Origin of the sequence: Microbacterium sp. AB, from assembly GCF_032878875.1 — a bacterium.
Classification (GTDB): domain Bacteria; phylum Actinomycetota; class Actinomycetes; order Actinomycetales; family Microbacteriaceae; genus Microbacterium; species Microbacterium betulae.
Genome location: NZ_CP118157.1, coordinates 1,125,985 through 1,150,006, shown reverse-complemented (window position 1 = coordinate 1,150,006; position 24,022 = coordinate 1,125,985). Strand labels below are relative to the sequence as shown.

Annotated in this window: 23 protein-coding genes, 1 tRNA gene and 1 pseudogene; 11 read left to right on the top strand and 14 right to left on the bottom strand. The window is 70.7% G+C overall.

The genetic code is table 11. The features are described from left to right. The first annotated feature begins 43 nt into the window (after window positions 1-43). Window positions 44-1,903 carry a thioredoxin domain-containing protein gene (locus N8K70_RS05525; protein WP_317140604.1) on the top strand — a complete coding sequence of 620 codons (1,860 nt, stop codon included), beginning with the start codon at window positions 44-46 and terminating at the stop codon, window positions 1,901-1,903. A 12-nt stretch (window positions 1,904-1,915) separates the two neighbouring features. Here the strand turns inward: N8K70_RS05525 and N8K70_RS05520 are convergent, their stop codons facing one another. From N8K70_RS05520 to sdhC, 11 genes are all read right to left on the bottom strand, one after another. Next, window positions 1,916-3,031 (bottom strand): adenosine deaminase, encoded by a 1,116-nt coding sequence (locus tag N8K70_RS05520; RefSeq protein WP_317140603.1) that lies wholly within the window; start codon window positions 3,029-3,031, stop codon window positions 1,916-1,918. A 92-nt stretch (window positions 3,032-3,123) separates the two neighbouring features. Then, complete coding sequence (locus tag N8K70_RS05515) at window positions 3,124-4,416, bottom strand: thymidine phosphorylase (protein ID WP_317140602.1); 1,293 nt, start codon at window positions 4,414-4,416, stop codon at window positions 3,124-3,126. Further along, window positions 4,413-4,808: a cytidine deaminase gene (locus tag N8K70_RS05510; protein WP_317140601.1), complete on the bottom strand. Its 396-nt coding sequence runs from the start codon at window positions 4,806-4,808 to the stop codon at window positions 4,413-4,415. Before N8K70_RS05510 ends, N8K70_RS05515 begins: the two co-directional genes overlap by 4 nt. A gap of 1 nt (window position 4,809) precedes the next feature. Continuing rightward, the gene (locus N8K70_RS05505; RefSeq protein ID WP_317140600.1) at window positions 4,810-6,093 is read right to left on the bottom strand and encodes an ABC transporter permease; all 1,284 of its coding nucleotides are present in this window, start codon (window positions 6,091-6,093) and stop codon (window positions 4,810-4,812) included. Further along, a complete protein-coding gene (locus N8K70_RS05500) occupies window positions 6,093-7,367 on the bottom strand; it encodes an ABC transporter permease (protein WP_317140599.1) in 1,275 nt (424 codons plus the stop codon). Before N8K70_RS05500 ends, N8K70_RS05505 begins: the two co-directional genes overlap by 1 nt. Beyond that, the gene (locus N8K70_RS05495; RefSeq protein WP_317140598.1) at window positions 7,364-8,872 is read right to left on the bottom strand and encodes an ABC transporter ATP-binding protein; all 1,509 of its coding nucleotides are present in this window, start codon (window positions 8,870-8,872) and stop codon (window positions 7,364-7,366) included. Before N8K70_RS05495 ends, N8K70_RS05500 begins: the two co-directional genes overlap by 4 nt. A 103-nt stretch (window positions 8,873-8,975) precedes the next feature. Further along, on the bottom strand, window positions 8,976-10,079 hold the full coding sequence (locus N8K70_RS05490) for a BMP family lipoprotein (protein WP_317140597.1): 1,104 nt from the start codon (window positions 10,077-10,079) through the stop codon (window positions 8,976-8,978). A 324-nt stretch (window positions 10,080-10,403) separates the two neighbouring features. Continuing rightward, the gene (locus N8K70_RS05485) at window positions 10,404-11,162 is read right to left on the bottom strand and encodes a succinate dehydrogenase iron-sulfur subunit (protein ID WP_317140596.1); all 759 of its coding nucleotides are present in this window, start codon (window positions 11,160-11,162) and stop codon (window positions 10,404-10,406) included. Next, window positions 11,162-12,988, bottom strand: coding sequence for a succinate dehydrogenase flavoprotein subunit (gene sdhA / locus N8K70_RS05480; RefSeq protein ID WP_317140595.1), 1,827 nt, complete (start codon window positions 12,986-12,988; stop codon window positions 11,162-11,164). The genes N8K70_RS05485 and sdhA overlap by 1 nt, the downstream gene beginning before the upstream one ends. A gap of 20 nt (window positions 12,989-13,008) precedes the next feature. Then, window positions 13,009-13,485 (bottom strand): succinate dehydrogenase, hydrophobic membrane anchor protein, encoded by a 477-nt coding sequence (sdhD, locus tag N8K70_RS05475; protein WP_317140594.1) that lies wholly within the window; start codon window positions 13,483-13,485, stop codon window positions 13,009-13,011. Beyond that, window positions 13,485-13,919 (bottom strand): succinate dehydrogenase, cytochrome b556 subunit, encoded by a 435-nt coding sequence (gene sdhC, locus N8K70_RS05470; protein WP_317140593.1) that lies wholly within the window; start codon window positions 13,917-13,919, stop codon window positions 13,485-13,487. The genes sdhD and sdhC overlap by 1 nt, the downstream gene beginning before the upstream one ends. 186 nt (window positions 13,920-14,105) lie before the next feature. On the opposite strand from sdhC, the gene N8K70_RS05465 reads away from it, so the two are divergent. Further along, window positions 14,106-15,221, top strand: coding sequence for a mannose-1-phosphate guanylyltransferase (locus N8K70_RS05465; RefSeq protein WP_317140592.1), 1,116 nt, complete (start codon window positions 14,106-14,108; stop codon window positions 15,219-15,221). 35 nt (window positions 15,222-15,256) lie between these two features. Beyond that, the gene (locus N8K70_RS05460; protein ID WP_317140591.1) at window positions 15,257-16,099 is read left to right on the top strand and encodes an exodeoxyribonuclease III; all 843 of its coding nucleotides are present in this window, start codon (window positions 15,257-15,259) and stop codon (window positions 16,097-16,099) included. A 79-nt stretch (window positions 16,100-16,178) separates the two neighbouring features. On the opposite strand, the gene N8K70_RS05455 is transcribed toward N8K70_RS05460, so the two are convergent. Further along, window positions 16,179-16,763 (bottom strand): hypothetical protein, encoded by a 585-nt coding sequence (locus tag N8K70_RS05455; RefSeq protein ID WP_317140590.1) that lies wholly within the window; start codon window positions 16,761-16,763, stop codon window positions 16,179-16,181. A 186-nt stretch (window positions 16,764-16,949) separates the two neighbouring features. On the opposite strand from N8K70_RS05455, the gene N8K70_RS05450 reads away from it, so the two are divergent. From N8K70_RS05450 to pstB, 4 genes are all read left to right on the top strand, one after another. Continuing rightward, a complete protein-coding gene (locus tag N8K70_RS05450; protein WP_317140589.1) occupies window positions 16,950-18,050 on the top strand; it encodes a phosphate ABC transporter substrate-binding protein PstS in 1,101 nt (366 codons plus the stop codon). Between the two features lie 166 nt (window positions 18,051-18,216). Next, window positions 18,217-19,206, top strand: a complete 990-nt coding sequence (gene pstC, locus N8K70_RS05445) for a phosphate ABC transporter permease subunit PstC (RefSeq protein WP_317140588.1) — start codon at window positions 18,217-18,219, stop codon at window positions 19,204-19,206. A 1-nt stretch (window position 19,207) separates the two neighbouring features. After that, a complete protein-coding gene (gene pstA, locus N8K70_RS05440; RefSeq protein WP_317140587.1) occupies window positions 19,208-20,290 on the top strand; it encodes a phosphate ABC transporter permease PstA in 1,083 nt (360 codons plus the stop codon). A gap of 35 nt (window positions 20,291-20,325) precedes the next feature. Then, the gene (gene pstB / locus N8K70_RS05435; protein ID WP_317140586.1) at window positions 20,326-21,105 is read left to right on the top strand and encodes a phosphate ABC transporter ATP-binding protein PstB; all 780 of its coding nucleotides are present in this window, start codon (window positions 20,326-20,328) and stop codon (window positions 21,103-21,105) included. A gap of 335 nt (window positions 21,106-21,440) precedes the next feature. Here pstB and N8K70_RS05430 read toward each other — a convergent pair whose 3' ends face one another. Beyond that, on the bottom strand, window positions 21,441-22,070 hold the full coding sequence (locus N8K70_RS05430) for a DNA-directed RNA polymerase subunit beta (RefSeq protein ID WP_317140585.1): 630 nt from the start codon (window positions 22,068-22,070) through the stop codon (window positions 21,441-21,443). Window positions 22,071-22,289: 219 nt separating this feature from the next. Here N8K70_RS05430 and N8K70_RS05425 point away from each other — a divergent pair, with 219 nt between their 5' ends. From N8K70_RS05425 to N8K70_RS05410, 4 genes are all read left to right on the top strand, one after another. Next, window positions 22,290-22,952 (top strand): fasciclin domain-containing protein, encoded by a 663-nt coding sequence (locus N8K70_RS05425; RefSeq protein ID WP_317140584.1) that lies wholly within the window; start codon window positions 22,290-22,292, stop codon window positions 22,950-22,952. A 96-nt stretch (window positions 22,953-23,048) separates the two neighbouring features. After that, a tRNA-Lys gene (locus tag N8K70_RS05420) sits at window positions 23,049-23,121 on the top strand. 4 nt (window positions 23,122-23,125) lie between these two features. Continuing rightward, window positions 23,126-23,494 carry a hypothetical protein gene (locus tag N8K70_RS05415; protein WP_317140583.1) on the top strand — a complete coding sequence of 123 codons (369 nt, stop codon included), beginning with the start codon at window positions 23,126-23,128 and terminating at the stop codon, window positions 23,492-23,494. Between the two features lie 21 nt (window positions 23,495-23,515). Next, on the top strand, window positions 23,516-23,842 hold the full coding sequence (locus N8K70_RS05410; protein WP_317140582.1) for a hypothetical protein: 327 nt from the start codon (window positions 23,516-23,518) through the stop codon (window positions 23,840-23,842). Between the two features lie 122 nt (window positions 23,843-23,964). On the opposite strand, the pseudogene N8K70_RS17135 reads toward N8K70_RS05410, so the two are convergent. Then, window positions 23,965-24,018: pseudogene (locus N8K70_RS17135) on the bottom strand (hypothetical protein); the annotation flags it as partial. Between the last annotated feature and the right edge of the window lie 4 nt (window positions 24,019-24,022).

Here is a 24,022-nt window from a genome sequence, read left to right as displayed (position 1 = left end):
CGGGGCGTTCTCGCGTCCGGACCCGCCCCCTAGGCTGGGCGGCATGGCAGAGCGACTGCGCGACGCCGTGAGCCCGTACCTCGCGGCACACGCCGACAATCCCGTGGACTGGTGGCCGTGGGGGGAGGAGGCGTTCGCCGAGGCCGCGCGCCGCGACGTGCCGGTCCTCGTGTCGATCGGATACGCCACGTGCCACTGGTGCCACGTCATGGCGCGCGAGTCGTTCTCGGATCCCGCCCTCGCCCGCGAGCTGAACGCGCGCTTCGTCCCGATCAAGGTCGATCGGGAGGAGCATCCCGACGTCGACGACGCCTTCATCGCGGCGGCGAGCGCGTTCACGCAGCAGCTCGGCTGGCCGCTGACGGCCTTCGCGACGGCGGGGGCACGGGTGTTCTACGCGGGGACGTACTATCCGCCGCAGCCCGTCCGCGACGTTCCGTCGTTCCGGCAGATCCTCGATGCGGTGACCGAGGCGTGGACGCGGCGCCGGGACGAGGTGGAGGCGACCGGGGCGGCGATCGCGCAGGCCCTCGCCGCACGTCCGGAGCCCGACGCCCGCGCGCTGCCGTCGGAGACGGACCTCGCCGAGGCGGTCGCGGCGATCGCGGCGCTCGAGGACGCTCGGCACGGCGGGCTCGGCACGGGGCCCAAGTTCCCGAACGCCCCCGTCATCGCGTTCCTCGCCGAGCGGGGCCGCCACGGCGACGCGGCCGCCGACGCTCTGGGGCGTCGGCTCCATGCGGCCGCGCAGGCGCTGCGGGATCCTGTCGAGGGCGGCTTCTTCCGTTACGCCGTGCGCCGCGACTGGACCGAGCCGCACTACGAGCGGATGCTGTCGGACAACGCCCAGATGCTGGATCTCGCGGTCGGCTTCGGCGACGTCGACGCCGCCGACGCCGTCGCGGGCTTCCTGCTCGACGTGCTGCGGCGTCCCGACGGCTCGTTCGCCTCGGCCCAGGACTCGGAGAGCCTCGTCGACGGCCGGCGCAGCGAGGGGGGCTACTACGCCCTCGACGCCGCGGGGCGTGCCCGGCAGCCGCGCCCCGCGGTCGACGCGAAGGTGCTGACGGGCCTCAACGGCATCGCCGTCGGCGCTCTGTCCGACGCGGGCCTGCGGTTCGGCCGGGCGGACTGGGTCCGCGCCGCCCGGGAGGCGGCCGGCACGGTGATCGAGACGCTCGTCGACCGCGCGCCGGAGGGCCTGCGCCTGCGGCGGGCGCGACGGGACGGACGGACGTCCGACGCCGTCGCGACCCTGGAGGACTACGGCGGGCTGGCCGGCGGGCTGCTGCGGCTCGCCCTCGCCTCGGGCGACGCGGAGTACGCGGTCCTGGCGCGCGAGCTCGTCATGGCGTGCGCGGCGGGCGACGACGTGCTGCCGCCCGGGCGCGCCGATCCCGTGCTCGCGCGGAGCGGCATCCGGCGCGCCGAGGGCGGAAGCGACGGGGCATCGCCCTCCGGCACCGTGCTCGTCGCCGACGCCGCGGCACTGCTCGCCGCCCTCACCGGCGACGCGGGTCACGAGAGGATCGCCGAGAGCGCTCTGCGCCCCGTCCTGCCTGCGGCGCTGCCCGCGCCGATCGCGTACGGCGCGGCGCTCGCCGTCGCCTCGCGGGTCGCGGCAGGGCCCGCGGAACAGCTTGTGATCGTCGTCCCGGACGGGCAGGACGCCAGCGTCTCACCGCTCGCGGCCCGAGCCCGGGAACGGGCCGCTCCGGGGCGCACGCTCTCGATCCTCGCCGAGACGCAGGCGCGACGGTTCGCGGACGCGGGGTTCGCCCTCTTCGCCGAGCGCACGCCGATCGGCGGCGACCCCGCCGCCTACCTGTGCGAGGGCTTCGCGTGCCGCCTGCCGACGACGGACCCGGGCGTGCTGGACGCGCTGCTCCGCGGACGCCGCTGACGCCCGCCCCGGCTACCGGGCGAATCCCTCGGCGATGAGGTCGATGAGCTCCTCGCGCTGCTCGACGGGGAGGAACGCCGCCGCGGCCGCGTTGAGCTGGAACCGCTCGATGTCGTCGAGGTCGTAGCCGAACGCCGTCACCAGGACGGCCAGCTCGCGGGTGAGCGAGGTGCGGCTCATGAGCCGGTTGTCGGTGTTGACCGTGACGCAGAAGCCCAGCTGGTAGAGCAGGTCGAACGGATGGTCCTCGATCTGCGAGCCCCAGTGCGCGATCGCGCCGGTCTGCAGGTTCGACGTGGGCGACAGCTCGAGCGGGATCTCACGGTCGCGCACCCACCGCGCCAGATCGCCGAACTGCACGAGGACCTCCTCGCCCTCCCGGGAGACGACGTCGACGTCGCGCGCGATCGCGACGCCGTGGCCCAGGCGGAGCGCCCGGCCGTCGAGCAGCGCCGACCGGATCGACGAGACGCCCGCCGCCTCACCCGCGTGCACCGTCACGGGGAAGAACTCCCCCGCGAGGTAGTCGAACGCGGCCCGGTGCCGCGACGGCGGGAAGCCGTCCTCCGGGCCCGCGATGTCGAAGCCGGCCACGCCGTCCTGGCGGAACGCGACGGCGAGCTCGGCGATCTCCCGGACGCGATCGCCCTGGCGCATCGCCGAGAGGATCTGCCCGACGCGGATGCTCCTGCCGGCGTCCTCGGCGACGTCCTCCCCCTGCTCGATGCCCTCCTGCACCGCCTCCACGGCCTCTTCCAGGGACAGTCCGCCGTCGAGGTGCTGCTCGGGCGCCCACCGGACCTCGCCGTACACGACGCCGTCGTCCGCGAGGTCCTCGACGAACTCGCGCGCCACGCGTGTGAGCGCCTCGCGCGTCTGCATGACGCCGGTCGTGATCTCGAAGGTCGTGAGGTACTCCACGAGCGACCCCGACTCGCTCTGATCGGCGAACCACGCGCCGAGTGCCGCCGGGTCCGAGGCGGGGAGCGCCACCTCCGTCCCCTCGGCGAGCTCGACGATCGTCTCGGGGCGCAGCCCGCCGTCGAGGTGGTCGTGCAGCGACACCTTCGGCAGGTCGCGCAGCTTCACGCCCTGCACGCGGGGTTCGGCGGTCGGTTCGGGCGCCATGTCGGCCTCCAGGATGGTCGTGCGCGGGTGGATGGTCCGATGTCGAGCGTAGGCCCCGAAGCCGCGTGCTCGACGGGACGAAGGGCGGCCGCTCAGGCCGTGATGCGCTCGCGCACGATCGGCGGCCGCTCGGGAGCGGTGTCCCCGATCTCGTACGCCCCGTCGAGCGCGGCGAGCGCGCGGTCGAACCGTGCGGCGTCGTCCGCGCTGAGCGTGAAGAGCGGCTGCCCCTCGGAGACGATGTCTCCGGGCTTCGCGAGGAGGTCGATGCCCGCGGCGTGCACGACGGGATCCTGCGCGCGCGCCCGGCCCGCTCCCAGGCGCCACGCCGCGACGCCGAAGTCGAACGCGTCCATGCGCGTCACGACGCCCGAACGGCTCGCCGCGACCGTGTGCGTCTCCCGCGGCGTCGGGAGGGGCGCGTCGGGGTCGCCGTCCTGCGCGCGGATCATCCGCCGCCACGTGTCCATGGCGCGGCCGTCGGCGAGCGCGCCCTCGACATCGGCGTCGGGTCGCCCGGCGAGAGCGAGCATCTCGCGCGCGAGGGCGACGGTGAGCTCGACGACGTCGGCGGGGCCGGCGCCGGCGAGCACCTCCACCGACTCGCGCACCTCGTTGGCGTTGCCGATGGCGCGGCCGAGCGGCGCGTTCATGTCGGTCAGGAGGGCGGAGGTCTTCACGCCGGAGTCGGAGCCGAGCGCGACCATCGTCTCCGCGAGCTCGCGCGCGCGGGCATGGTCCTTCATGAACGCGCCCGAGCCGAACTTCACGTCGAGCACGAGCGCGTCCGTGCCCTCCGCGATCTTCTTCGACATGATGCTCGACGCGATGAGCGGGATGGCCTCGACCGTCCCGGTCACGTCGCGCAGCGCGTACAGCTTCTTGTCGGCGGGCGCGAGCCCTGCCCCGGCGGCGCAGATCACCGCGCCGACGTCGCCGAGCTGCGCGAACAGCTCCTCGTTCGACAGGGCGGCGCGCCACCCGGGGATCGACTCGAGCTTGTCGAGGGTCCCGCCCGTGTGCCCGAGCCCGCGGCCCGACAGCTGCGGCACGGCCACGCCGAACGTCGCCACGAGCGGCGCGAGCGGCAGCGTGATCTTGTCGCCCACGCCGCCGGTGGAGTGCTTGTCCGCCGTCGGCCTGCCGAGCGAGGCGAACGACATCCGCTCGCCCGACGCGATCATGGCGTCCGTCATCACGCGGATCTCGTCGCGCTCCATCCCGTTGAGGAGGATCGCCATCGTGAACGCCGACATCTGCGCGTCCGCGACGTATCCGCGCGTATAGGCGTCGATCATCCAGCGCAGCGCGTCCTCGGGGACGCGCCCGCCGTCGCGCTTGGCGCGGATGACGTCGACGGCGTCGAAGGGCTCGGGCGCGGTCATCGCTCCTCCAGGTCTCGGGGTCCGAACGCGTCGGGCAGCACCTCTTCGATGCTCCGGATGCCCGACACCGTCTCGAGCAGCATCCCGGGGAGGGCGTGCTCGAACAGCAGCTGGCGGCAGCGCCCGCAGGGCATGAGGGTGCGGCCCTCGCGATCGACGCACACGAACGCGACGAGCCTGCCGCCGCCCGTCATGGCGAGGTTCGAGACGAGCCCGCACTCCGCGCACAGGCCCACGCCGTAGGAGGCGTTCTCGGTGTTGCAGCCGGCGACGACGCGGCCGTCGGTCACGAGCGCGGCCGCCCCGACGGGGAACCCGGAGTACGGCGCGTACGCCTTCGTCATGGCGTCGGTCGCGACGACGCGCAGCGCGTCCCAGTCGATGTCGGTCATCTCAGCCCTTGATGTACGGCTTGCCGGAGGCCGCGGGCCCGCGCGACTGGCCGACGAAGCCGGCCACCGCGAGGATCGTCACGACGTACGGCAGCATGAGCATGAACTGGCTCGGGATGGGGGTGCCCAGCACCGAGAGCAGGTTCTGCAGGTTGGTCGCGAAGCCGAACAGCAGCGCGGCGAGCGTCGCGCGGACGGGGTCCCACCGGCCGAAGATCACCGCGGCGAGCGCGATGTACCCGAGTCCGCCCGTCATCTCCTCGTTGAACTGCGGCACCGACACGAGCGTGAAGTAGGCCCCGCCCGCGCCCGCGAGGGCCCCGGCGAGGTTCACGTTCCAGAAGCGCGTGGGGTTGACCCTGATGCCGACGGTGTCGGCGGCCTGCGGGTGCTCTCCGACCGCCCGCACGCGCAGGCCCCAGCGCGTGCGATAGAGGCCCCAGGCGACGATCGCGACCGCGACGTACATGAAGTAGACGAGGAAGGTCTGGTTGAACAGCACCGGCCCGATGACGGGGATCTCCACGAGGCCCGGGATCGGCAGCCGGTCGAACGTCGCCGGCCGGTTGAGCTCCAGCTCGTTCGGGACGAGCAGGATGCCGAAGAGGAAGCCCGTGAGACCCGTCACGAGGACGTTGAGGACGACGCTCACGATGACCTGCTCGACGAGGTACTTGATCGAGAAGACCGCCAGGACGAGCGAGACGAGGACGCCGCCGACCATGGCGCCGAGGAGACCCACGAACGGGCTCCCGGTGATGCTCGACAGCAGGGCGGCGCTGAACGCGCCCAGGAGCAGCTGCCCCTCGATCGCGACGTTCACGACGCCGACGCGCTCGCCGATGACGCCGCCGAGCGCCCCGAAGACGATGGGGACGGAGATCGACAGCGCGCCGGAGAGCAGGCTCACGACGGGCACGAGGCCGCCCGATCCGGCCCACGTGAGGAAGCCGAAGAGCGCGAGGACGCCGTATGCGATCGAGAGCCAGGCGCTCGTCCGCCGGTAGGCCCAGGCGTCGGCGATCGCCCAGGCGGTGAGGGCCGCGAGCACCGCGAGGACGCCCCAGGTGAACGGAGCGGTCGGGATGCTCACCTCGCCGATCGGGATGAGCGCGTCGGCGGTGCTCAGACGATAGGTCGTCCAGCCGTCGCGCGGGGCGAGGAGGAACAGCGCGCCCAGCAGCACGGTGACGATCCCGAGCGTGACGGAGGCCTTCAGGTGCCGCACGCGGACGACGACGGGGGCGAGCGCCTCTCCCGCCGCAGGAGCTGCGATCCCGCTCATCACGCCACCGCCTTCCGTGCGGCCCTGGCTCGCGCCCTGGCGCTCTTCTCGGACTCGTCCTTCGGCAGGAAGAACATCGTGCGGATGAGCGGGGGCGCCGCGACGAACAGCACGACGAGCGCCTGCACGACGAGCACGATGTCGACGGGGATGCCCTCGGACGCCTGCATGGTGTAGCTGCCCGCCTTGAGCGCGCCGAACAGGATGCCCGCGACGAACGTGCCCCAGGCACGGCTGCGGCCGAGGAGCGCTACGGTGATCGCGTCGAAGCCGAACCCGGCGTCGATGTGGCTGTCGAAGCCGCTCGTGACGGCGCCCTGGACCTGGTTCATGGCCGCGAGCCCTGCGAGACCGCCGGCGAAGAGCATCGCGTAGACGTAGATGCGCGGGACGGAGATGCCGGCCGCGCGTGCCGCGTGGGGGTTCTCCCCGACCGCGCGCATCCGCAGGCCGAGGCTCGAGCGCTCCATGAGCCACCACACGAACACGGTCGCCACGATGACGACGAGGAAGCCGACGTCCAGATTGGGGAACTGCGGGCCGAAGAGATCGGGGAACCGGCCGGAGACGGGGGTCGCCTCGGAGATCGGCTGGTTCGATCCCGCCTTCTGCAGCACGCCCGCGGTGCTCACCATCCAGTCCACGAGGTAGACCGCGATGTAGTTGAGCATGATCGTGAGGATGACCTCGTGCGCGCCCGTCCGCGCCTTGAGGAGCCCCGCGATGCCGGCCCAGATGGCGCCGCCGACGATTCCCGCCACGAGCGTGAGGGGAAGCTGCAGCCCGATCGGCAGGTCGAGGCGGAAGGTCAGCAGTGCGGAGAACGCGGCGCCGAAGAGGATCTGGCCCTGCGCGCCGATGTTGAACATGCCGACACGGAAGGCGAGGGCGACGCCGAGCCCGGCCGCGATGAGCGGCGCGGCGTTGCCGAGCGTGTTCGTCAGGGGCCGGAGGCCCGTGAGGAGGTCGTCGGCGCGCGAGTTGTAGATCGCGCCGCGGAAGAGGGCCTCGTAGCCGCCGTAGACGGCGTTCCCGATCGCCGCGACCGTGTCGCCCGGCCGAGCGAAGAGGTATCCGGCCGCCGCGCGCACCTCCTCGTCCGTGACCGCGATGAGGACGCCGCCGATGAGGAGCGCGACCACGAGCGCGAGGAACGATGTGACGACGCTGCCGCGCAGGATCTCGCGGAGCACCCGGTTCGAGCGCGGCGCATCCGTCTCGGGGGCGACGGTGCGGGGCTGGGGCGTCTGAGGCGCGGGGACGGTCTCGCTCATGCGGCCGCCTCCTGGGCGCCGGCCATCATGAGGCCGAGGACGTCGCGCGGGGTGTCGTTCGGCACGATCCCGACGACCCTGCCGCGGTACATCACCGCGATGCGGTCGGCGAGCGCGACCACCTCGTCGAGCTCGGTGGAGACGACGACGACGGCCACGCCCGCGTCGCGCGCCTCGACGATGCGGTTGTGGATGAACTCGACGGAGCCGACGTCGACGCCGCGGGTGGGCTGCGCCGCGAGGAGCAGCTTGAGGTCGCGGCTCATCTCCCGCGCGACGACGACCTTCTGCTGGTTGCCGCCGGAGAGGGTGCCCGCCGGTGTGAGCGGCCCCTGTGCGCGGATGTCGAACTCCTCGATGCGGTCACGGGCGAAGTCGTCGAGCGCACCGCGGCGCAGCGTGCCGGCGCGGACGAACTCCGGCGCGTCCGAGCGGTCGAGCACGAGGTTCTCCGCGATCGACATGCCCGCGACGAGGCCGTCCACCTTCCGGTCCTCCGGGACGAAGCCGACGCCCGCGTCGAGGATCCGGCGGACGGACGCGCCCAGGAGCTCCGTGCCGTCGAGCGTGATCGATCCCGTCACGTGGCCCTCGAGCCCCACGAGCGCCTCGGCGAGCTCCGTCTGGCCGTTGCCCTGCACGCCCGCGATCGCGAGGATCTCCCCCGGTCGGACCTCGAAGCTCACGTCGTCGACGACGACGACGCCCTCGTCGGTGCGCACGCGCAGGTTCTCGACGACGAGCCCGCCGTCCCGGGGCACGGCCGGCGTCTTCTGCACCGTCAGCTCGACGGCGCGCCCGACCATGAGCGAGGCGAGCTCGGCGTTGGTGGAGGTGGGCGAGGCCTCGCCGACGACGCGGCCCCGGCGGATGACGGTGATGCGGTCGGCCACCTCGCGCACCTCCCGCAGCTTGTGGGTGATGAAGACGATGCCCGTCCCCTCGTCGCGCAGCTGCCGCATCATGGACATCAGCTCGTCGGTCTCCTGCGGGGTGAGGACGGCGGTCGGCTCGTCGAAGACGAGCACGCGGGCGTCCCGGGCGAGCGCCTTGATGATCTCGACGCGCTGCTGCACGCCGACCGGCAGCTCCTCGACGATCGCGTCGGGATCGACGTGGAAGCCGAACCGGTCGGCGACGGCGCGCACCTGCGCGCGCGCTGCGCCGAGGTCGAGGGCGCCGGAGCGGCGCACCTTCTCGTGACCGAGGGCGACGTTCTCGGCGACCGTGAACACGGGGACGAGCATGAAGTGCTGGTGCACCATCCCGATGCCCGCCGCCATCGCGTCGCCCGGGCCCCGGAAGCGCTGCGGCACGTCGTCGAGCAGGATCTCGCCCTCGTCGGCCTGGTACAGGCCGTAGAGGACGTTCATGAGGGTCGACTTCCCCGCGCCGTTCTCGCCGAGGAGCGCGTGGATCTCGCCGGGCCGGACGGCGAGGTCGATGTGGTCGTTGGCGACGAGGCTGCCGAATCGCTTGGTGATTCCGCGGAGCTCGAGCTTCATGTGGGCACCCTACCGTGCACGGATGGTCGAGGACAGACGAGGCGGGAGCGCGCATCGGGGCGACCGGGCCCGGGCCCGGTCGCCCCGATGCGCACGTCTCGCGCTACGGCGAGTTGGGGGACTCGACGACGATGTCGCCGGCGACGATCTGCTCCTGCAGCGCCGCGATCTCGTCCACGAGCCCCTCGGGCAGCTGCGACTCGAAGTCGTGGAAGCTCGAGAGCCCGACGCCGTCGTTCTCCAGCGTGCCGATGTACGGCGTCACGTCGTAGTCCCCCGCCGCGGCGGTGGTCGTGGCGTCGTAGACGGCCTGGTCGATCGCCTTCAGCACCGACACGTAGGTGATGCCGGCGAGGTCGGGGTCCTTCACCGCGAGGTCGCTGTCGACGCCGAGCAGCAGGACGTCGTCGCCGCCGTCCTGGATGGCCGCCGCGGCGCTCGTGTAGATGGGGCCGCCCACGGGCAGGATCACGTCGACGCCCTGGTCGAGCACGCCCTGCGCGGTCTGGCGCGCGACGTCGTTCGCCTCGAAGCCGCCCGTGAACGAGCCGGTCTGCGACTCGATGTCCCAGCCGACGAGCTCCACCGAGGCGCCCTTGTCCTCGTTGTACTTCTCGACGCCGAGCTGGTAGCCGTCCATGAACACCGCCACCGACGGGATCTGCATGCCGCCGAAGGTCCCGACCTTGTTCACGCCCGACTCGGCGGACCACGCCGCTGCCGCGTAGCCGCCGAGGTAGGCGGCCTGCGCCGCGTCGAAGACGAGCGGCTTGATGTTCGGCGCGTCCGTCTCGCCGTCGAAGTCGTTGTCGGCCCAGTCGTCGATGATGGCGTAGTCGATGTCGGGGTTCGCCAGCGCGGACTCGACGGTGGCCGCCGAGAGGTTGAAGCCGACCGAGATGATGAGCGAGCAGCCTTCCGAGACGAGCGTCTCGAGGTTCGGGGCGTAGTCGTTCGCGCTCGTCGACTCCATCTCGGTGGGCTCGATGCCGAGCTCCTCGGCGGCGCGGTCCATGCCCTCCTTGGCCGACTGGTTGAACGACCGGTCGTTCCACCCGCCCTCGTCGGAGATGAGGCAGGGCAGGAAGTCGTCCTCGACGACGTCGCTCCCGGTGGTCTCCTCCGGGGCCGAGCCGCAGGCGGCCAGCAGGACGGCCGATGCGGTGAGCGCGAGTCCGCTGAGCGCAGCCTTCTTGGTGTTCTTCACACTGTCCTCCAGAGTGTGCGGGCCCCGAACCGGCGCGGAGCCAATGTGCTCACGCTAGTCGGCGCGCACAGCGCGAAACGACGATTCCCGGCTCCCGAAACGGGATAGTTACAAAACGTCACACGGTGCATCCCGCTGGCCGTCGTCCTCGTCGTCGCCGCGTCGGTCTTCCCGCGCCGCGTGGTCGACACCGGCTGGGAGCCCGGCCGCCGGCGCGGGGAGTACCTCGCCGCGCGGAAGGAGACCGCGACGACGGAGCGCCGCGCACGCGAGAGGGCCCCGGGAGGTCTCCCGGGGCCCTCTCGCGTCGGACCGGGCCCGAGCTCAGCGACCGCCCCGGAGGACGGCCTGCTTGACCTCGGCGATGGCCTTGGTGACCTCGATGCCGCGCGGGCACGCCTCGGTGCAGTTGAAGGTCGTGCGGCACCGCCACACGCCCTCCTTGTCGTTGAGGATGTCGAGGCGCACCTGGGCCTCGTCGTCGCGCGAGTCGAAGATGAATCGGTGCGCGTTGACGATCGCGGCGGGGCCGAAGTACTGCCCGTCCGTCCAGAACACGGGGCACGACGAGGTGCACGCGGCGCAGAGGATGCACTTCGTGGTGTCGTCGAAGCGCTCGCGGTCGGCGATCGTCTGCAGGCGCTCCTTCCCGGGCGTCGGCGCGCTCGACGACTGCAGGAAGGGCTGCACGTCGCGGTAGGCCGCGAAGAACGGGTCCATGTCGACGACGAGGTCCTTCTCGAGCGGCAGGCCCTTGATCGCCTCGACGTAGATCGGCTTCGAGATGTCGAGGTCCTTGATGAGCGTCTTGCAGGCGAGCCGGTTGCGCCCGTTGATGCGCATGGCGTCGGAGCCGCAGATCCCGTGGGCGCACGAGCGACGGAACGTCAACGAGCCGTCCACCTCCCACTTGATCTTGTGGAGCGCGTCGAGCACGCGGTCGGTGGGGTACATCTCCACGTCGTAGTCCACCCAGCGCGGCTCGTCGTCGACCTCGGGATCGAAGCGACGCAGGATGAAGGTGACGAGATACGACTGGATGGCGGCCTCGGGAGCCTGGGGAGCATCGGCGACGATCGACATCAGTACTTCCTCTCCAACGGCGGATAGGTGAGCTCGCCCTGCGCGTTCTTCGTGAACACGACGGGCTTCCAGTCCAGCTTGATGTGGTCCTCGGGATCGGGCGAGTGGGGGTCGCCCGTGAGGTAGGCCATCGTGTGCTGCATGTAGTTCTCGTCGTCGCGGTCCGGGTAGTCCTCGCGCATGTGGCCGCCGCGGCTCTCCTTGCGGTTGCGTGCCGCGTACGCGACGATCTCCGCGAGGTCGAGCAGGAACCCGAGCTCGACGGCCTCGAGCAGGTCGGTGTTGAACCGCTTGCCCTTGTCGTCGACGTAGATGTTCTTGTAGCGCTCGCGCAGGTCGTGGATGGTGCCCATGACGTTCGTCAGGGTCTCCTCCGTGCGGAACACCTGCGCGTTGGCGTCCATCTCCTCCTGCAGCGTGCGCCGGATGTCGGCGATGCGCTCGGTGCCCTGGGCGGTGCGGATGCCCTCGAGGAGCTCCCGCACCTCCTTCGCCGGGTCCTCGGGGAGCGGCACGAAGTCCGCCGTCTTGACGTACTCGACCGCGTTGCGGCCGCTTCTCTTGCCGAACACGTTGATGTCGAGCAGCGAGTTCGTGCCGAGGCGGTTCGCGCCGTGCACGGAGACGCACGCGCACTCGCCCGCGGCGTACAGGCCGGGCACCACCGTGGTGTTGTCGGCCAGCACCTCGCCGTCGTTGTTCGTCGGGATGCCGCCCATCGCGTAGTGCGCGGTCGGCATGACCGGCACCGGCTCGACCACGGGGTCGACGCCGAGGTAGGTGCGCGCGAACTCGGTGATGTCGGGGAGCTTGGTCTCGAGCACCTCGGCGCCCAGGTGGGTGCAGTCGAGGTAGACGTAGTCCTTGTTCGGGCCGGCTCCTCTGCCCTCCAGGACCTCCTTGACCATGCAGCGGGCGACGATGTCGCGCGGCGCGAGGTCCTTGATGGTCGGCGCGTAGCGCTCCATGAAGCGCTCGCCCGACGCGTTGCGCAGGATGGCGCCCTCGCCTCGTGCGCCCTCGGTGAGGAGGATGCCGAGCCCCGCGAGGCCCGTCGGATGGAACTGGAAGAACTCGATGTCCTCGAGCGGCAGCCCCTTGCGCCAGATGATGCCGACGCCGTCCCCCGTGAGGGTGTGGGCGTTGGAGGTGGTCTTGAAGACCTTCCCGAAGCCGCCCGTGGCGAAGACGACGGCCTTCGAGTGGAAGACGTGCAGATCGCCCGTGGCGAGCTCGTACGCGACGACGCCCGCGATCTTCGTCGTGCCGTCGTCGTCCTTCACCGTGATGAGGTCGAGCGCGTAGTACTCGTTGAAGAAGTTGATGCCCAGCTTGACGCAGTTCTGGAACAGCGTCTGCAGGATCATGTGGCCGGTGCGGTCTGCCGCGTAGCAGGCGCGGCGGACCGGCGTCTTGCCGTGCTCGGCGGTGTGACCGCCGAACCGGCGCTGGTCGATCTTGCCCTCCGGCGTGCGGTTGAACGGAAGGCCCATGTTCTCGAGGTCGATGACGGCCTCGATCGCCTCCTTGGCGAGGATCTCCGCCGCGTCCTGGTCGACGAGGTAGTCCCCGCCCTTGACGGTGTCGAAGGTGTGCCACTCCCACGAGTCCTCTTCGACGTTCGCGAGCGCCGCGGCCATCCCGCCCTGCGCCGCGCCCGTGTGCGAGCGCGTCGGGTACAGCTTGGTGATGACGGCGGTCCTCGCGCCGGGGCCCGCCTCGATCGCCGCGCGCATTCCGGCGCCGCCGGCGCCCACGATGACGACGTCGAACTCGTGGTAGTAGACGCCGTCCTTGAGAACGGCCTCGGGGTGCTGTGTGCTCACGTCTCTTCCGTCATTCCCTCTCACTCGGCTGCGGCCCGGCAGACCTCGTACAGCACGCTGTCGGGGTTCTCGAACGCGCCGAACACGCCGGCGCACGGGTCGAAGGTGAAGACCACCAGCGTGCCGAGCACGATCATGAGCGCCGCGACGACGCCGATGACCCACACGAGCGCGGTGCGCACGGTCTTGCCCTGCACGTAGTCGTTGACGATCGTCCGCATGCCGTTGGCGCCGTGGATGAACGCGAGCCAGAGCATGAGCACGTCCCACCACTGCCAGAACGGCGAGGCGAACTTGCCCGCGACGAACGCGAAGTCGATCGCGTGCACGCCGCCCTCGGGCAGCATGAGGTTCACGAAGAGGTGGCCGAAGATGAGCACGATCAGCAGCACGCCCGAGACGCGCATGTAGAGCCAGCCCCACTTCTCGAGGTTCAGCCCCTTGTTCCGCGACGGCCGCTGCGGCGAGCGCGGCGCGGCGAGATCTGCGGTGGTCATCAGTGGCCTCCTGCCATCTCGCCGAACACGTTCATGAGGTGGCGCGGGGCGAAGCCGGCCATGGTCACGGCCCACAGCCCGAGCACGCCCCAGAAGAGCTGGCGCTGGTACTTCGCGCCCTTCGCCCAGAAGTCGACGAGGATGATGCGCAGGCCGTTGAAGGCGTGGAACACGATCGCGCCGACGAGAGCCACCTCGCCGAGGCCCATGATGGGCGTCTGGTAGGTGCCGATGACCGCGTCGTACGCCTCCGGCGAGACGCGGATGAGGGCCGTGTCGAGCACGTGCACCAGGAGGAAGAAGAAGATGGCGATGCCGGTGATGCGGTGGAGCACCCACGACCACATGCCCTCGCGGCCTCGATACAGCGTGCCCCTCGGCACTCTCGACGTCGTCTCCGACACCTGAGGTGTCGGTCGCGCTGTAGCAGACAAGATCGTCCTCCTGCTCTTCGGGCTGCGAGGCGGGCACACGGAACCGCCGCCGATCGTCTCTCACGGTACTCCCAGGGACGCGTCCCCCTCCAATGAGGGGAGCCTAAGTGTCTCGATGTCGAGAGACCCGCCTCGCCGGATCGGCCGCCGACGGCGCGGCCTGCCGGGCCTTGTAGCCTGGTGCGCATGGCTGAACCGATCCAGGACTTCTTCGCCGTCATCCCCGCCGGGGGCGTCGGCTCGCGGCTGTGGCCTCTCTCCCGGGCGGAGACGCCGAAGTTCCTCCACGACCTCACGGGTTCCGGCCGCTCGCTGCTGCAGGAGACGTGGGATCGCCTGCTCCCCCTCGCCGGACGCGAGCACATCGCGGTCGTCACCGGGCGCGCGCACGGGCCGAAAGTCGAGAACACGCTCCCCGACATCCCGGAGCGGAACGTCTTCGTCGAGGCCGATCCCCGCGAGTCGGCCGCGGCGATCGGCCTCGCGGCGGCCATCCTGCACCGCCGCTCGCCCGACGTGGTCATCGGGTCCTTCGCGGCCGACCACGTCATCAAGCGGCAGAGGGTGTTCGAGTTCACCGTGCGCCAGGCCGTCGCGGTCGCGCGCGAGGGCTACATCTGCACGATCGGCATCCAGCCCTCGGAGCCCGCCGTCGGCTTCGGGTACATCAAGACGGGCGCCGAGCTCGTCGTCGAGGGCGCCCCGCTGGCGGCGATGGTCGACGCCTTCGTCGAGAAGCCCGATCTCGAGACCGCGCGCCGGTACTACGCGGACCGGTCGTTCCTCTGGAACGCGGGCATGTTCATCTCCCGCGCCGATGTGCTGCTCGACGAGCTGAAGGCGAACGAGCCCGAGCTGCACGCCGGGCTCCTCGAGATCGCGGAGGCGTGGGACGACCCGGCACGCAGGGACGAGGCGGTCGCCCGCGTGTGGCCCGGGCTGAAGAAGATCGCGATCGACTACGCCGTCGCGGAGCCGGCGGCGGCCACGGGCCGGCTCGCCGTCGTGCCCGGCCAGTTCGACTGGGACGACGTGGGGGACTTCGCGAGCCTGTCGAACCTCATCTCGGACGGCGACACCGACCGGATGAGCGTGCTCGGCGCGAACGACAAGGTCATCGTCGACGAGTCGACGGGCCTCATCGTGTCGCAGACGAACCGCGTGATCGCGGTGATCGGCGTCGAGGACCTCATCGTCGTGGACACCGACGACGCACTGCTCGTCACGACCAACCAGCACGCGCAGCGCGTGAAGGGCGTCGTCGGAAGGCTGCACGAGGGCGGGCGCGACAGCGTGCTCTGACGTCGATGTCGGAGGCCGCCAGTAGGTTGGTGGGCATGTCTCGTACCCTCCGCATCGCCACCGTCAACGTCAACGGCATCCGCGCCGCGACCCGCAAGGGGCTCAATGCCTGGCTCGACGCCGCCGACGTCGACATCCTCACCCTCCAGGAGGTGCGCGGGGAGCGGGAGCACCTCGACGCCGCCCTCCCCGGCTGGCACATCCTCGAGGACAGGGCGCTGCAGAAGGGCCGCGCGGGCGTGGCCGTCGCGAGCCGGCTCGAGCCGACGGCCTGGCGTCTCGAGCTCGGCGACGACTCCGTCGAGTCGAACGGACGCTGGCTCGAGGCCGACTTCGAGATCGACGGCTCGACGCTCACGGTCGTCAGCGCCTACGTCTTCACGGGCGAGGCGGACACGCCCAAGCAGGAGCAGAAGTGGGCGTTCCTCGACGCGATGAGCGTGCGCCTGCCGGAGCTCGCCGCCGACGGGGCGCTCGCCGTCGTGACGGGCGACCTCAACGTCGGCCACCGCGAGCTCGACATCAAGAACTGGAAGGGCAACGTCAAGAAGGCGGGCTTCCTGCCGCGCGAACGGGCGTACTTCGACCGGTGGCTCACGCCGTCGGGGGAGCCGGTGGACTGCGCGGACGGCACGACGGGCTCCGGGCTCGGATGGGTCGACGTCGGGCGGCGTTTCCACGGCGACGTCCCGGGTCCCTACACCTGGTGGTCGCAGCGCGGGCAGGCGTTCGACAACGACACGGGATGGCGCATCGACTATCAGCTCGCCACTCCCCCGCTCGCCGAGCGCGTCAGCGCGTACCGCGTCGACCGTCACGCCTCGTACGCCGAGCGCTGGACCGACCACGCGCCCGTCGTCGTCGACTACGCGTTCTGAGCTCCGAGCACGACCGGAGGCGCCGGGGCTCCGTCCCGGCGCCTCCGGCGGGGCGACGGCACCCGCCCTGCGGGGAGGGTCAGCCGCGGAGCAGGCCGATGAGATCGGCCTTGTTCAGCCGCGAGTAGCCCGACTTGCCCGCCTGGCGGGCGCGGATGCGCAGCTGTGCGACGGTGAGCGTCGCGAGATCGTCGGCCCGCGCGCGGGACGGACGCGTCGCACGTCGCCGAGGCGCCGGCTTCGGCGCGGCGGCGATCTCCTCGACGACCTTCTCGATCGGTTCCGCGGCCTTTCGCTTCGCGTTCTCGGCCTTCTCCGCGGCCTTCTTCTCCGCCTTGCGCGCCGCCTTCTTCTCGGCCGCGGCCTTCTCCGCCTTCTCCTCGGCCTTGCGCGCCGCCTTGTCCGCCTTGCTCTTCGCCGCCGCCGCGGCCTCCAGAAGCACGTCCGTCGCCTTCTCGGCACGCCGCGTGACCTTCTTGGGCGACTTCGCGATCTTCTTCCTGGGCGTCTCCGCGACCTTCGCCGCCTCGGCGGCGAGGGCCTTGACCTCCTTGGCGGCCTTCTTCGGGAGTCTCTTCGCGGTCTTCTTGGCCGCCTTCGCGGCGGCCGCCGCCGCATCGAGCGATTCCTGCGCTGCGCGCTCTGCCTTCGTCGTCTTCGCCATGACTGCATGCTAAAGGCAGGCCGCGCCCCGGCGCAGCCCCGTTGCGCTCGGTGCGCATTCGTTCCGGCGCGTTCACCCCCCGTTCACCTCGGCAGCGCAGTCTCTTCACCACACGCTCCTAGCGTCCTCACGTGCCCCGCGACCCGGCGGGGCCGTCCCTGACACTGAACCGAATGAGGATCCACAGTGAAGATCACTCGTCTTTCGAGCCTGGCAGCCGTGAGTGCCGTCGCCGCCCTGACTCTCGCAGGCTGCGCCGCGAACGAGGGCGGAGACGCCGGCGCCGACGGAGACGCCGGCAGCGAGCTCAGCGGCACGATCGATGCGACCGGCGCCTCCTCGCAGGCGGCCGCGCAGGAGGCATGGGTCGCCGCGTTCCAGACCGCGAACGCCGATGTGACCGTCAACTACGAGCCGACCGGCTCCGGCGTCGGCCGCGACAACTTCCTCGAGGGCGCGAGCGCGTTCATCGGGTCCGATCGTGCGTTCGACGACGACGAGGTGGCGGCCGGCGGCTTCGGCGCATGCGCGTCCGACGCCATCGTCGAGGTGCCGCTGTACATCTCCCCCGTCGCCGTGGCGTTCAACCTCGACGGCATCGAGACCCTGAACCTCGACGCCGCGACGATCGCGGGCATCTTCGCGGGCACCATCACGACGTGGAACGACGAGGCGATCGCCGCCACGAACGAGGGCGTCGAGCTCCCCGACCTCGCCATCACGCCCGTGCACCGCTCCGACCCCTCCGGGACGCAGGAGACCTTCACGACCTACCTCTCCGCGACCGCCTCGGACGTCTGGACCTACGAGCCGTCGGACGAGTGGCCGATCAGCGGCGGCGAGGCCGCGCAGGGCACGTCGGGCGTCGTGCAGGCCATCTCCGGCGGCAACGGGACGATCGGCTTCGCCGACGCGTCGCAGGTCGGCGACCTCGGCCAGACGCACGTGGAGGTCGACGGGGAGTTCGTCCCGTACTCGTCGGAGGCCGCTTCGCTCCTCGTCGAGAACTCGCCGCTGGTGGAGGGCCGGGGCGAGGGCGACCTCGTCTTCGACGTCGATCCCGCCGCCGCGACGGGAGGCGCCTACCCCATCGCCCTCGTGAGCTACCTCATCGCCTGCGAGGAGTACGAGGACGGGAACACGGCAGCGCTCGTGAAGGCGTACCTGGAGTACGTCGCGAGCGCCGAGGCCCAGGACGCCGCTGCGGAGAACGCCGGCAGCGCTCCGATCTCCGACGGCCTGCGCGATCAGGTCCTCACGGCGATCGACCAGATCCAGGTCGGCTGAGAACGCCGAACAGCCCTCATGCCGGCTGATCGCTGAGCGACGGTGCCCTCGCGCCCTTGTCCCCGGAGGACTTCCCGGGAAAGGATGGCGCGAGGGCATCGTCGCGGTCGCGGACCGACCGGCCTCGCCTTGCAAGACCCCACGTTGACCCGAGGACTGGGAGCACATGAGCACCTCTGAGAAGACGGCGACCCCGCCGTCCGCCCCGCCGGAGACGCCGCCGCGCGGCGCACGCGTCAAGGCCAAACAGCGGCTCGGGGACCGGATCTTCTCCGGCACGGCGCTCGGCGCCGGCACGATCATCCTCGTGGTCCTCGCCGCGGTCGCGGTGTTCCTGGTCGTGCAGAGCCTCCCGGCGTTCCAGGCGGACACGAGCGGCAACCACATCCTGCGCGGTCAGTCGTTCTGGACGTACGTCGGGCCCCTCGTGTTCGGCACGGTCTGGTCCTCGCTCATCGCCCTGGTCGTGGCGGCGCCGATCGCCATCGGCATCGCCCTCTTCATCTCGCACTACGCGCCGCGCCGGCTGGCGGCCGTCCTCGGATACGTCATCGACCTTCTCGCCGCCGTCCCGTCGGTGGTCTTCGGCCTCTGGGGAGGCCTCGTCTTCGCCCCCCTCCTGGTTCCCCTCTTCGAGTGGCTCAACGCGAACCTCGGGTGGGTGCCCTTCTTCGCCGGGCAGGTCTCCCCCACCGGCCGCACCATCCTCACCGCGTCGCTCGTGCTCGCCGTCATGATCATCCCGATCATGACGGCGATCTGCCGCGAGGTCTTCCTGCAGACGCCGACGCTGCACGAGGAGGCGGCGCTCGCGCTCGGCGCCACGCGCTGGGAGATGGTGAGGATGGCGGTGCTCCCCTTCGCCCGCGGCGGGATGGTGTCCGCGGCGATGCTCGCCCTGGGCCGCGCGCTCGGCGAGACGATGGCCGTCACGATGGTGCTCTCGACGTCGGGCGCCGTGACGTTCGAGCTGCTCACCTCGACCAACCCCACGCCCATCCCCGCGAACATCGCGCTGCGCTTCCCCGAGGCCCACGGCGAGGGCGTCAACACGCTCATCGCGACCGGCCTCATCCTCTTCATCGTGACCTTCGCGGTCAACGCGTTCGCGCGCTGGATCGTCTCGCGCCGCGCCGAGTTCTCGGGGGCGAACTGACATGGCCACCATCACCGCTCCCGCTCGGCCCGCGCGCCTCACGTCCGGCCGGCTGCCGCGCTGGACCCCCTGGGCGCTCCTCGGCGCCGCACTCGTGGCGTCCTTCGTCGTCTTCGGGGTCGTCGCGGCCGGAGACGACCTCGCCGACGTCAACGTCGCGGGCGCCCTCGTCGTCGGGATGATCGTCTACATGGCGCTCATCTTCGTCGTCTCCTCGATCGTCGAGAGCCGCCGCAAGGCCGTCGACCGGCTCATGACCGCGCTCGTCTCGACGGCGTTCATCCTCGCGCTGCTCCCCCTCGTGTCGCTGCTCTGGACCGTCGTCGCCAACGGCGTGCAGCGCTTCGACGCGGAGTTCTTCACGTACTCGATGCGCAACGTCGTCGGCGACGGCGGAGGCATCGTCCACGCCATCTGGGGCACCGTGCTCGTCACCCTCATGGCCGCCGTCATCGCCGTCCCGATCGGCCTCATGACGTCGATCTACCTCGTGGAGTACGGCCGCGGGAAGCTCGCACGCGCCATCACGTTCCTCGTCGACGTCATGACGGGCATCCCGTCGATCGTCGCGGGCCTGTTCATCTACTCGGTGTTCGCCCTGCTCGTCCGGCCCGGGATCTCGATGGGCTTCATGGGATCGCTCGCGCTCGCCGTGCTCATGATCCCGGTCGTGGTGCGCGGCAGCGAGGAGCTGCTGCGCATCGTCCCGAACGAGCTGCGCGAGGCGTCGTATGCGCTCGGCGTGCCGAAGTGGCTCACGATCATGAAGGTGGTCCTCCCGACCTCGATCGCGGGCATCACGACGAGCATCATGCTCGCGATCGCCCGCGTCATCGGAGAGACCGCTCCCCTCCTGCTGACGGCCGGCTACACGCTCAGCCTCAACACGAACCTCTTCGACGGCCAGATGATGACGCTTCCCGTGTTCGCGTACAACCAGTACATGAACCAGGGCACGAACCCCGACGCCGCCATCGCGCGCGCCTGGGCGGCCGCGCTCACGCTCATCCTCATCGTCATGCTGCTGAACCTGCTTGCCCGACTCATCGCGAAGGTCTTCGCCCCGAAGATCTCGGGCCGGTAAGCCGCAGCACCTCTCCGACCAGACAAGGAACCGCAGTGTCCAAGAGCATCGAAGTCAACGACCTCAACGTCTATTACGGCGATTTCCTCGCCGTCGAGGGCGTCTCGATCGACATCCAGCCCCGCACCGTGACGGCGTTCATCGGCCCCTCCGGCTGCGGCAAGTCCACCTTCCTCCGGACGCTCAACCGCATGCACGAGGTCATCCCCGGCGCGCGCGTCGAGGGCCATGTCCTCGTCGACGGCCAGGACCTCTACAGCCCGGGCGTCGACCCCGTCCTCGTCCGCCGCCAGATCGGCATGGTGTTCCAGCGGCCCAACCCGTTCCCGACCATGTCGATCCGGGAGAACGTGCTGGCGGGCGTGAAGCTCAACAACAAGCGCATCTCGAAGAGCGATGCCGACGCCCTCGTCGAGGAGTCCCTCACGGGCGCGAACCTGTGGAACGAGGTGAAGGACCGTCTCGACAAGCCGGGATCCGGCCTCTCCGGCGGTCAGCAGCAGCGTCTGTGCATCGCGCGCGCGATCGCGGTCTCCCCCGACATCATCCTCATGGACGAGCCGTGCTCCGCCCTCGACCCGATCTCGACCTTCGCGATCGAGGAGCTCATCAGCGAGCTGAAGAACGAGTACACGGTCGTCATCGTGACGCACAACATGCAGCAGGCATCGCGCGTGAGCGACAGGACGGCGTTCTTCAACATCGCCGGCACCGGCAAGCCCGGCAAGCTGATCGAGTACGACGACACGACGAAGATCTTCACGACCCCGCAGATCAAGGCGACGGAGGACTACGTCTCGGGCCGCTTCGGCTGATCCGCGCCGGCCCGCGCCGCGCGTCTCCTCCCGCGGTCGTCCCATCGACCGTCCCCACCCGCGTCGACGCCCGGACGCCCGGGTGGATGGCGCATCCCCCGGACACCGCACGCCTTCGCTCCGGGAGGCCGCCATCCTCCCGGCGATGCGTCCACGGCGCGCCCGAGGGCGCCCCGCCTCCCGAGAACGTTCGGGAATACCCGGTGGAGGATGCCCGTTAGACTGTCATGGCCGGGCCGCAGTAACCCCGGGCTCCAAATTCTGCCGCTGCGAGCGGCCTTCCGCCGAGAGGCGTTTTCTGCGGTCCGGCTTCTCTCTGCCCGGCGATGCCCGCGCTACTCGAGCGCCTCGCGGCGCCAGAGCCGAGCCGCCGCGGCGAGGTCGGACGCGTACGTCGCGAGGCGCAGCGCCCTCGTCGTGAGCTCGGATGACCGATGCGGCTCCGTGGGCTCGTAGTCGTCCGCGACGTGCGTCGCGCCGGCCGCCTGCACGCGGCAGAAGGCGGCTGCGCGGTCGAGGGCGACGGCGAAGTCGCCCGTGAACGCGCCCCGCATGATCGTGTCGATGAGGGTGACGAGCTCCTGCGGTCCGGCCGGGATGGGAGCCCCCGCGACGATGGGATCGGCCGAGCGCAGCTCGGCCCGACCCCGCTCGTAGATCAGCGCGGCGGTGTGCGCGTCGTCGTGGATCGACAGCTGCACGAGGTAGAGCCGCCACAGGGAGCCCGGGAGCGAGCGCGCGGGCGACCGCGACCACAGCTCCGCGATGTCGTCGATCCCGTGGCGGTCCGTGAAGGTGATCAGCCGGTCGACGGCGTCGTCGTCCGCCTCGTCCCGCACGCGCGCGAGCAGCGCCGTCGCCGTCGCGTGGGCCGCGCGGGAGACCTCGGCCGGGTCGCTTCCCGCGAACAGCCGGTCGAACGTCTCCGAGGGCCGGCGCACCGGCTTGCTGAACTCCGCACTCATCCGCTCAAGGCTACGCCGCTTCGCCCGCAGGCGGACGAGAAGACCCCGCCCGCCGCGGCGACGGCCCGCGCTCCGCGGACGGCGTCCCGCGTCGGGTGGAGGGGTCTGAGGACGCCGGATCCGGCACGCGGACGATCTCGATCCCATCCGGTATCCGCCGGGCTCCGAACATGATTCGACGCCGCGGGAGAGTCGCGGCTCGAGAACACGGAGGTTGAGATGCTCAGCACCAAGAAGAAGATGACCGCAGCACTGACGCTCACGCTGGCGAGCGCGTTCGCACTGTCGGCATGCTCGATGGGAGGCACCACGACGGAGGAGGAGTCGGAGGCGCCGGAGACCTCGTCGGAGGCGACGCCCGAGGCGATGGAGACCATGGACCCCGCCGCGAACCTCGTCGGCGCGGGCTGCGGGGCGTACGCAGAGGAGGTCCCCGACGGAGCCGGATCGGTCGAGGGGATGTCGCTCGACCCCGTCGCCGTGGCCGCGTCCAACAACCCCCTCCTGACGATGCTCACCTCGGCGGTCAGCGGCGAGCTGAACCCCGACGTCGACCTCGTCGACACACTGAACGGCGGCGAGTTCACGGTGTTCGCGCCGGTCGACGACGCGTTCGCGAAGATCGACGCGGCGACCATCGACACGCTGAGCACCGACGCCGACATGCTGACGTCGATCCTCACGTACCACGTGGTCGAGGGCCAGATCGAGCCCGAGGACATCGCCGGGACCCACACGACCCTGCAGGGATCCGACCTCGAGGTGACCGGGAGCGGAGACGACCTGATGGTCAACGACGCCACGGTCATCTGCGGCGGCGTGCAGACCGCCAACGCGGTGGTCTACCTCGTGGACACGGTGCTGATGCCCCCGACCGAGTGACGCCGCGCCGAGCATGCCGCTCGGCGCCCGGATCGACCAGGCCGCCGGCGACCCCGTGTCGTCGGCGGCCTCGCCGTGCGCCGTAGACTTGTCGACGGGCCTATAGCTCAGTTGGCAGAGCATCGGACTTTTAATCCGCGGGTCGTGGGTTCGAGCCCCACTGGGCCCACCCAATGTTGGATGTTCAAACCCGCGACATCAGCGGGTTTAGCGTCCACGCCCTGCTGTACCACCGCCTCGTAGGTCAGTGCGTCGGCGTGCAGCGCCGGGTCGAACAGCATGTCGAACGGCTCGCCGTGGTCGGCGGCCACGGCGTCGATGTCCTCGACCTCGTAGACGTTGATGCGGTCGAAGAACGCTTGGTTGCAGATGCGGCGCAGCGAGTCGTCCAGGCTTATGTAGATGGCGTGGGCGTTGCCGGCCAGAGCCAGGCAATCCTCCAGGTGGGCCTTGGCCTGGTCGTACTCGACCTGGCCGGCGTCGATCCGCGAGTCGAGGAACGCGAGGCGCCGGGAGATGCGGTCCTGTTCCTCTTTCAGTAGATCGAGCGGCACGGCGCCCGCGTGGTGCGCGTGCAGGAGGCTGCGTCGTTCGTCACGGAGCTTGTCTCGCTCCGCGACCAGGGCGCGCCGTTCGCCTTTGCTCGCTGCATGGAGGTCATCGAACTGACGGGTGAGCATGTGCCGCAGCGCGGTCACGATGTGCTCGGGGATCTGCACCTGCCGGTAGTAGTCCTCGATCCTCTGCTCGATGTCGGCCACGGGCATCGCCTGTCGCTGGCAGCTCGTGCGCTTGGAGTGCCGACCTGCGCAGATGAAGTATGGGACACGATGCCCTTGCTGTTCTTCGCGTGCGTGACCATCAGTCGTGAACCGCAGTCGCCGCAGTAGATCGAGCCTTTCAGGTAGTGCTCGTGCGTCTGGGTCTTCTCTGCCGAGACCTGGTGTGCGGTGAGGACGTTCTGTACCCGGTACCACAGTTCGGGACTGACCAGCGGTTCGTGGAGGCCGTTATAGGAGGCGCCGCGGAAGATCACGTCGCCCTTGTAGTACGGGTTCGACAGCATTCGC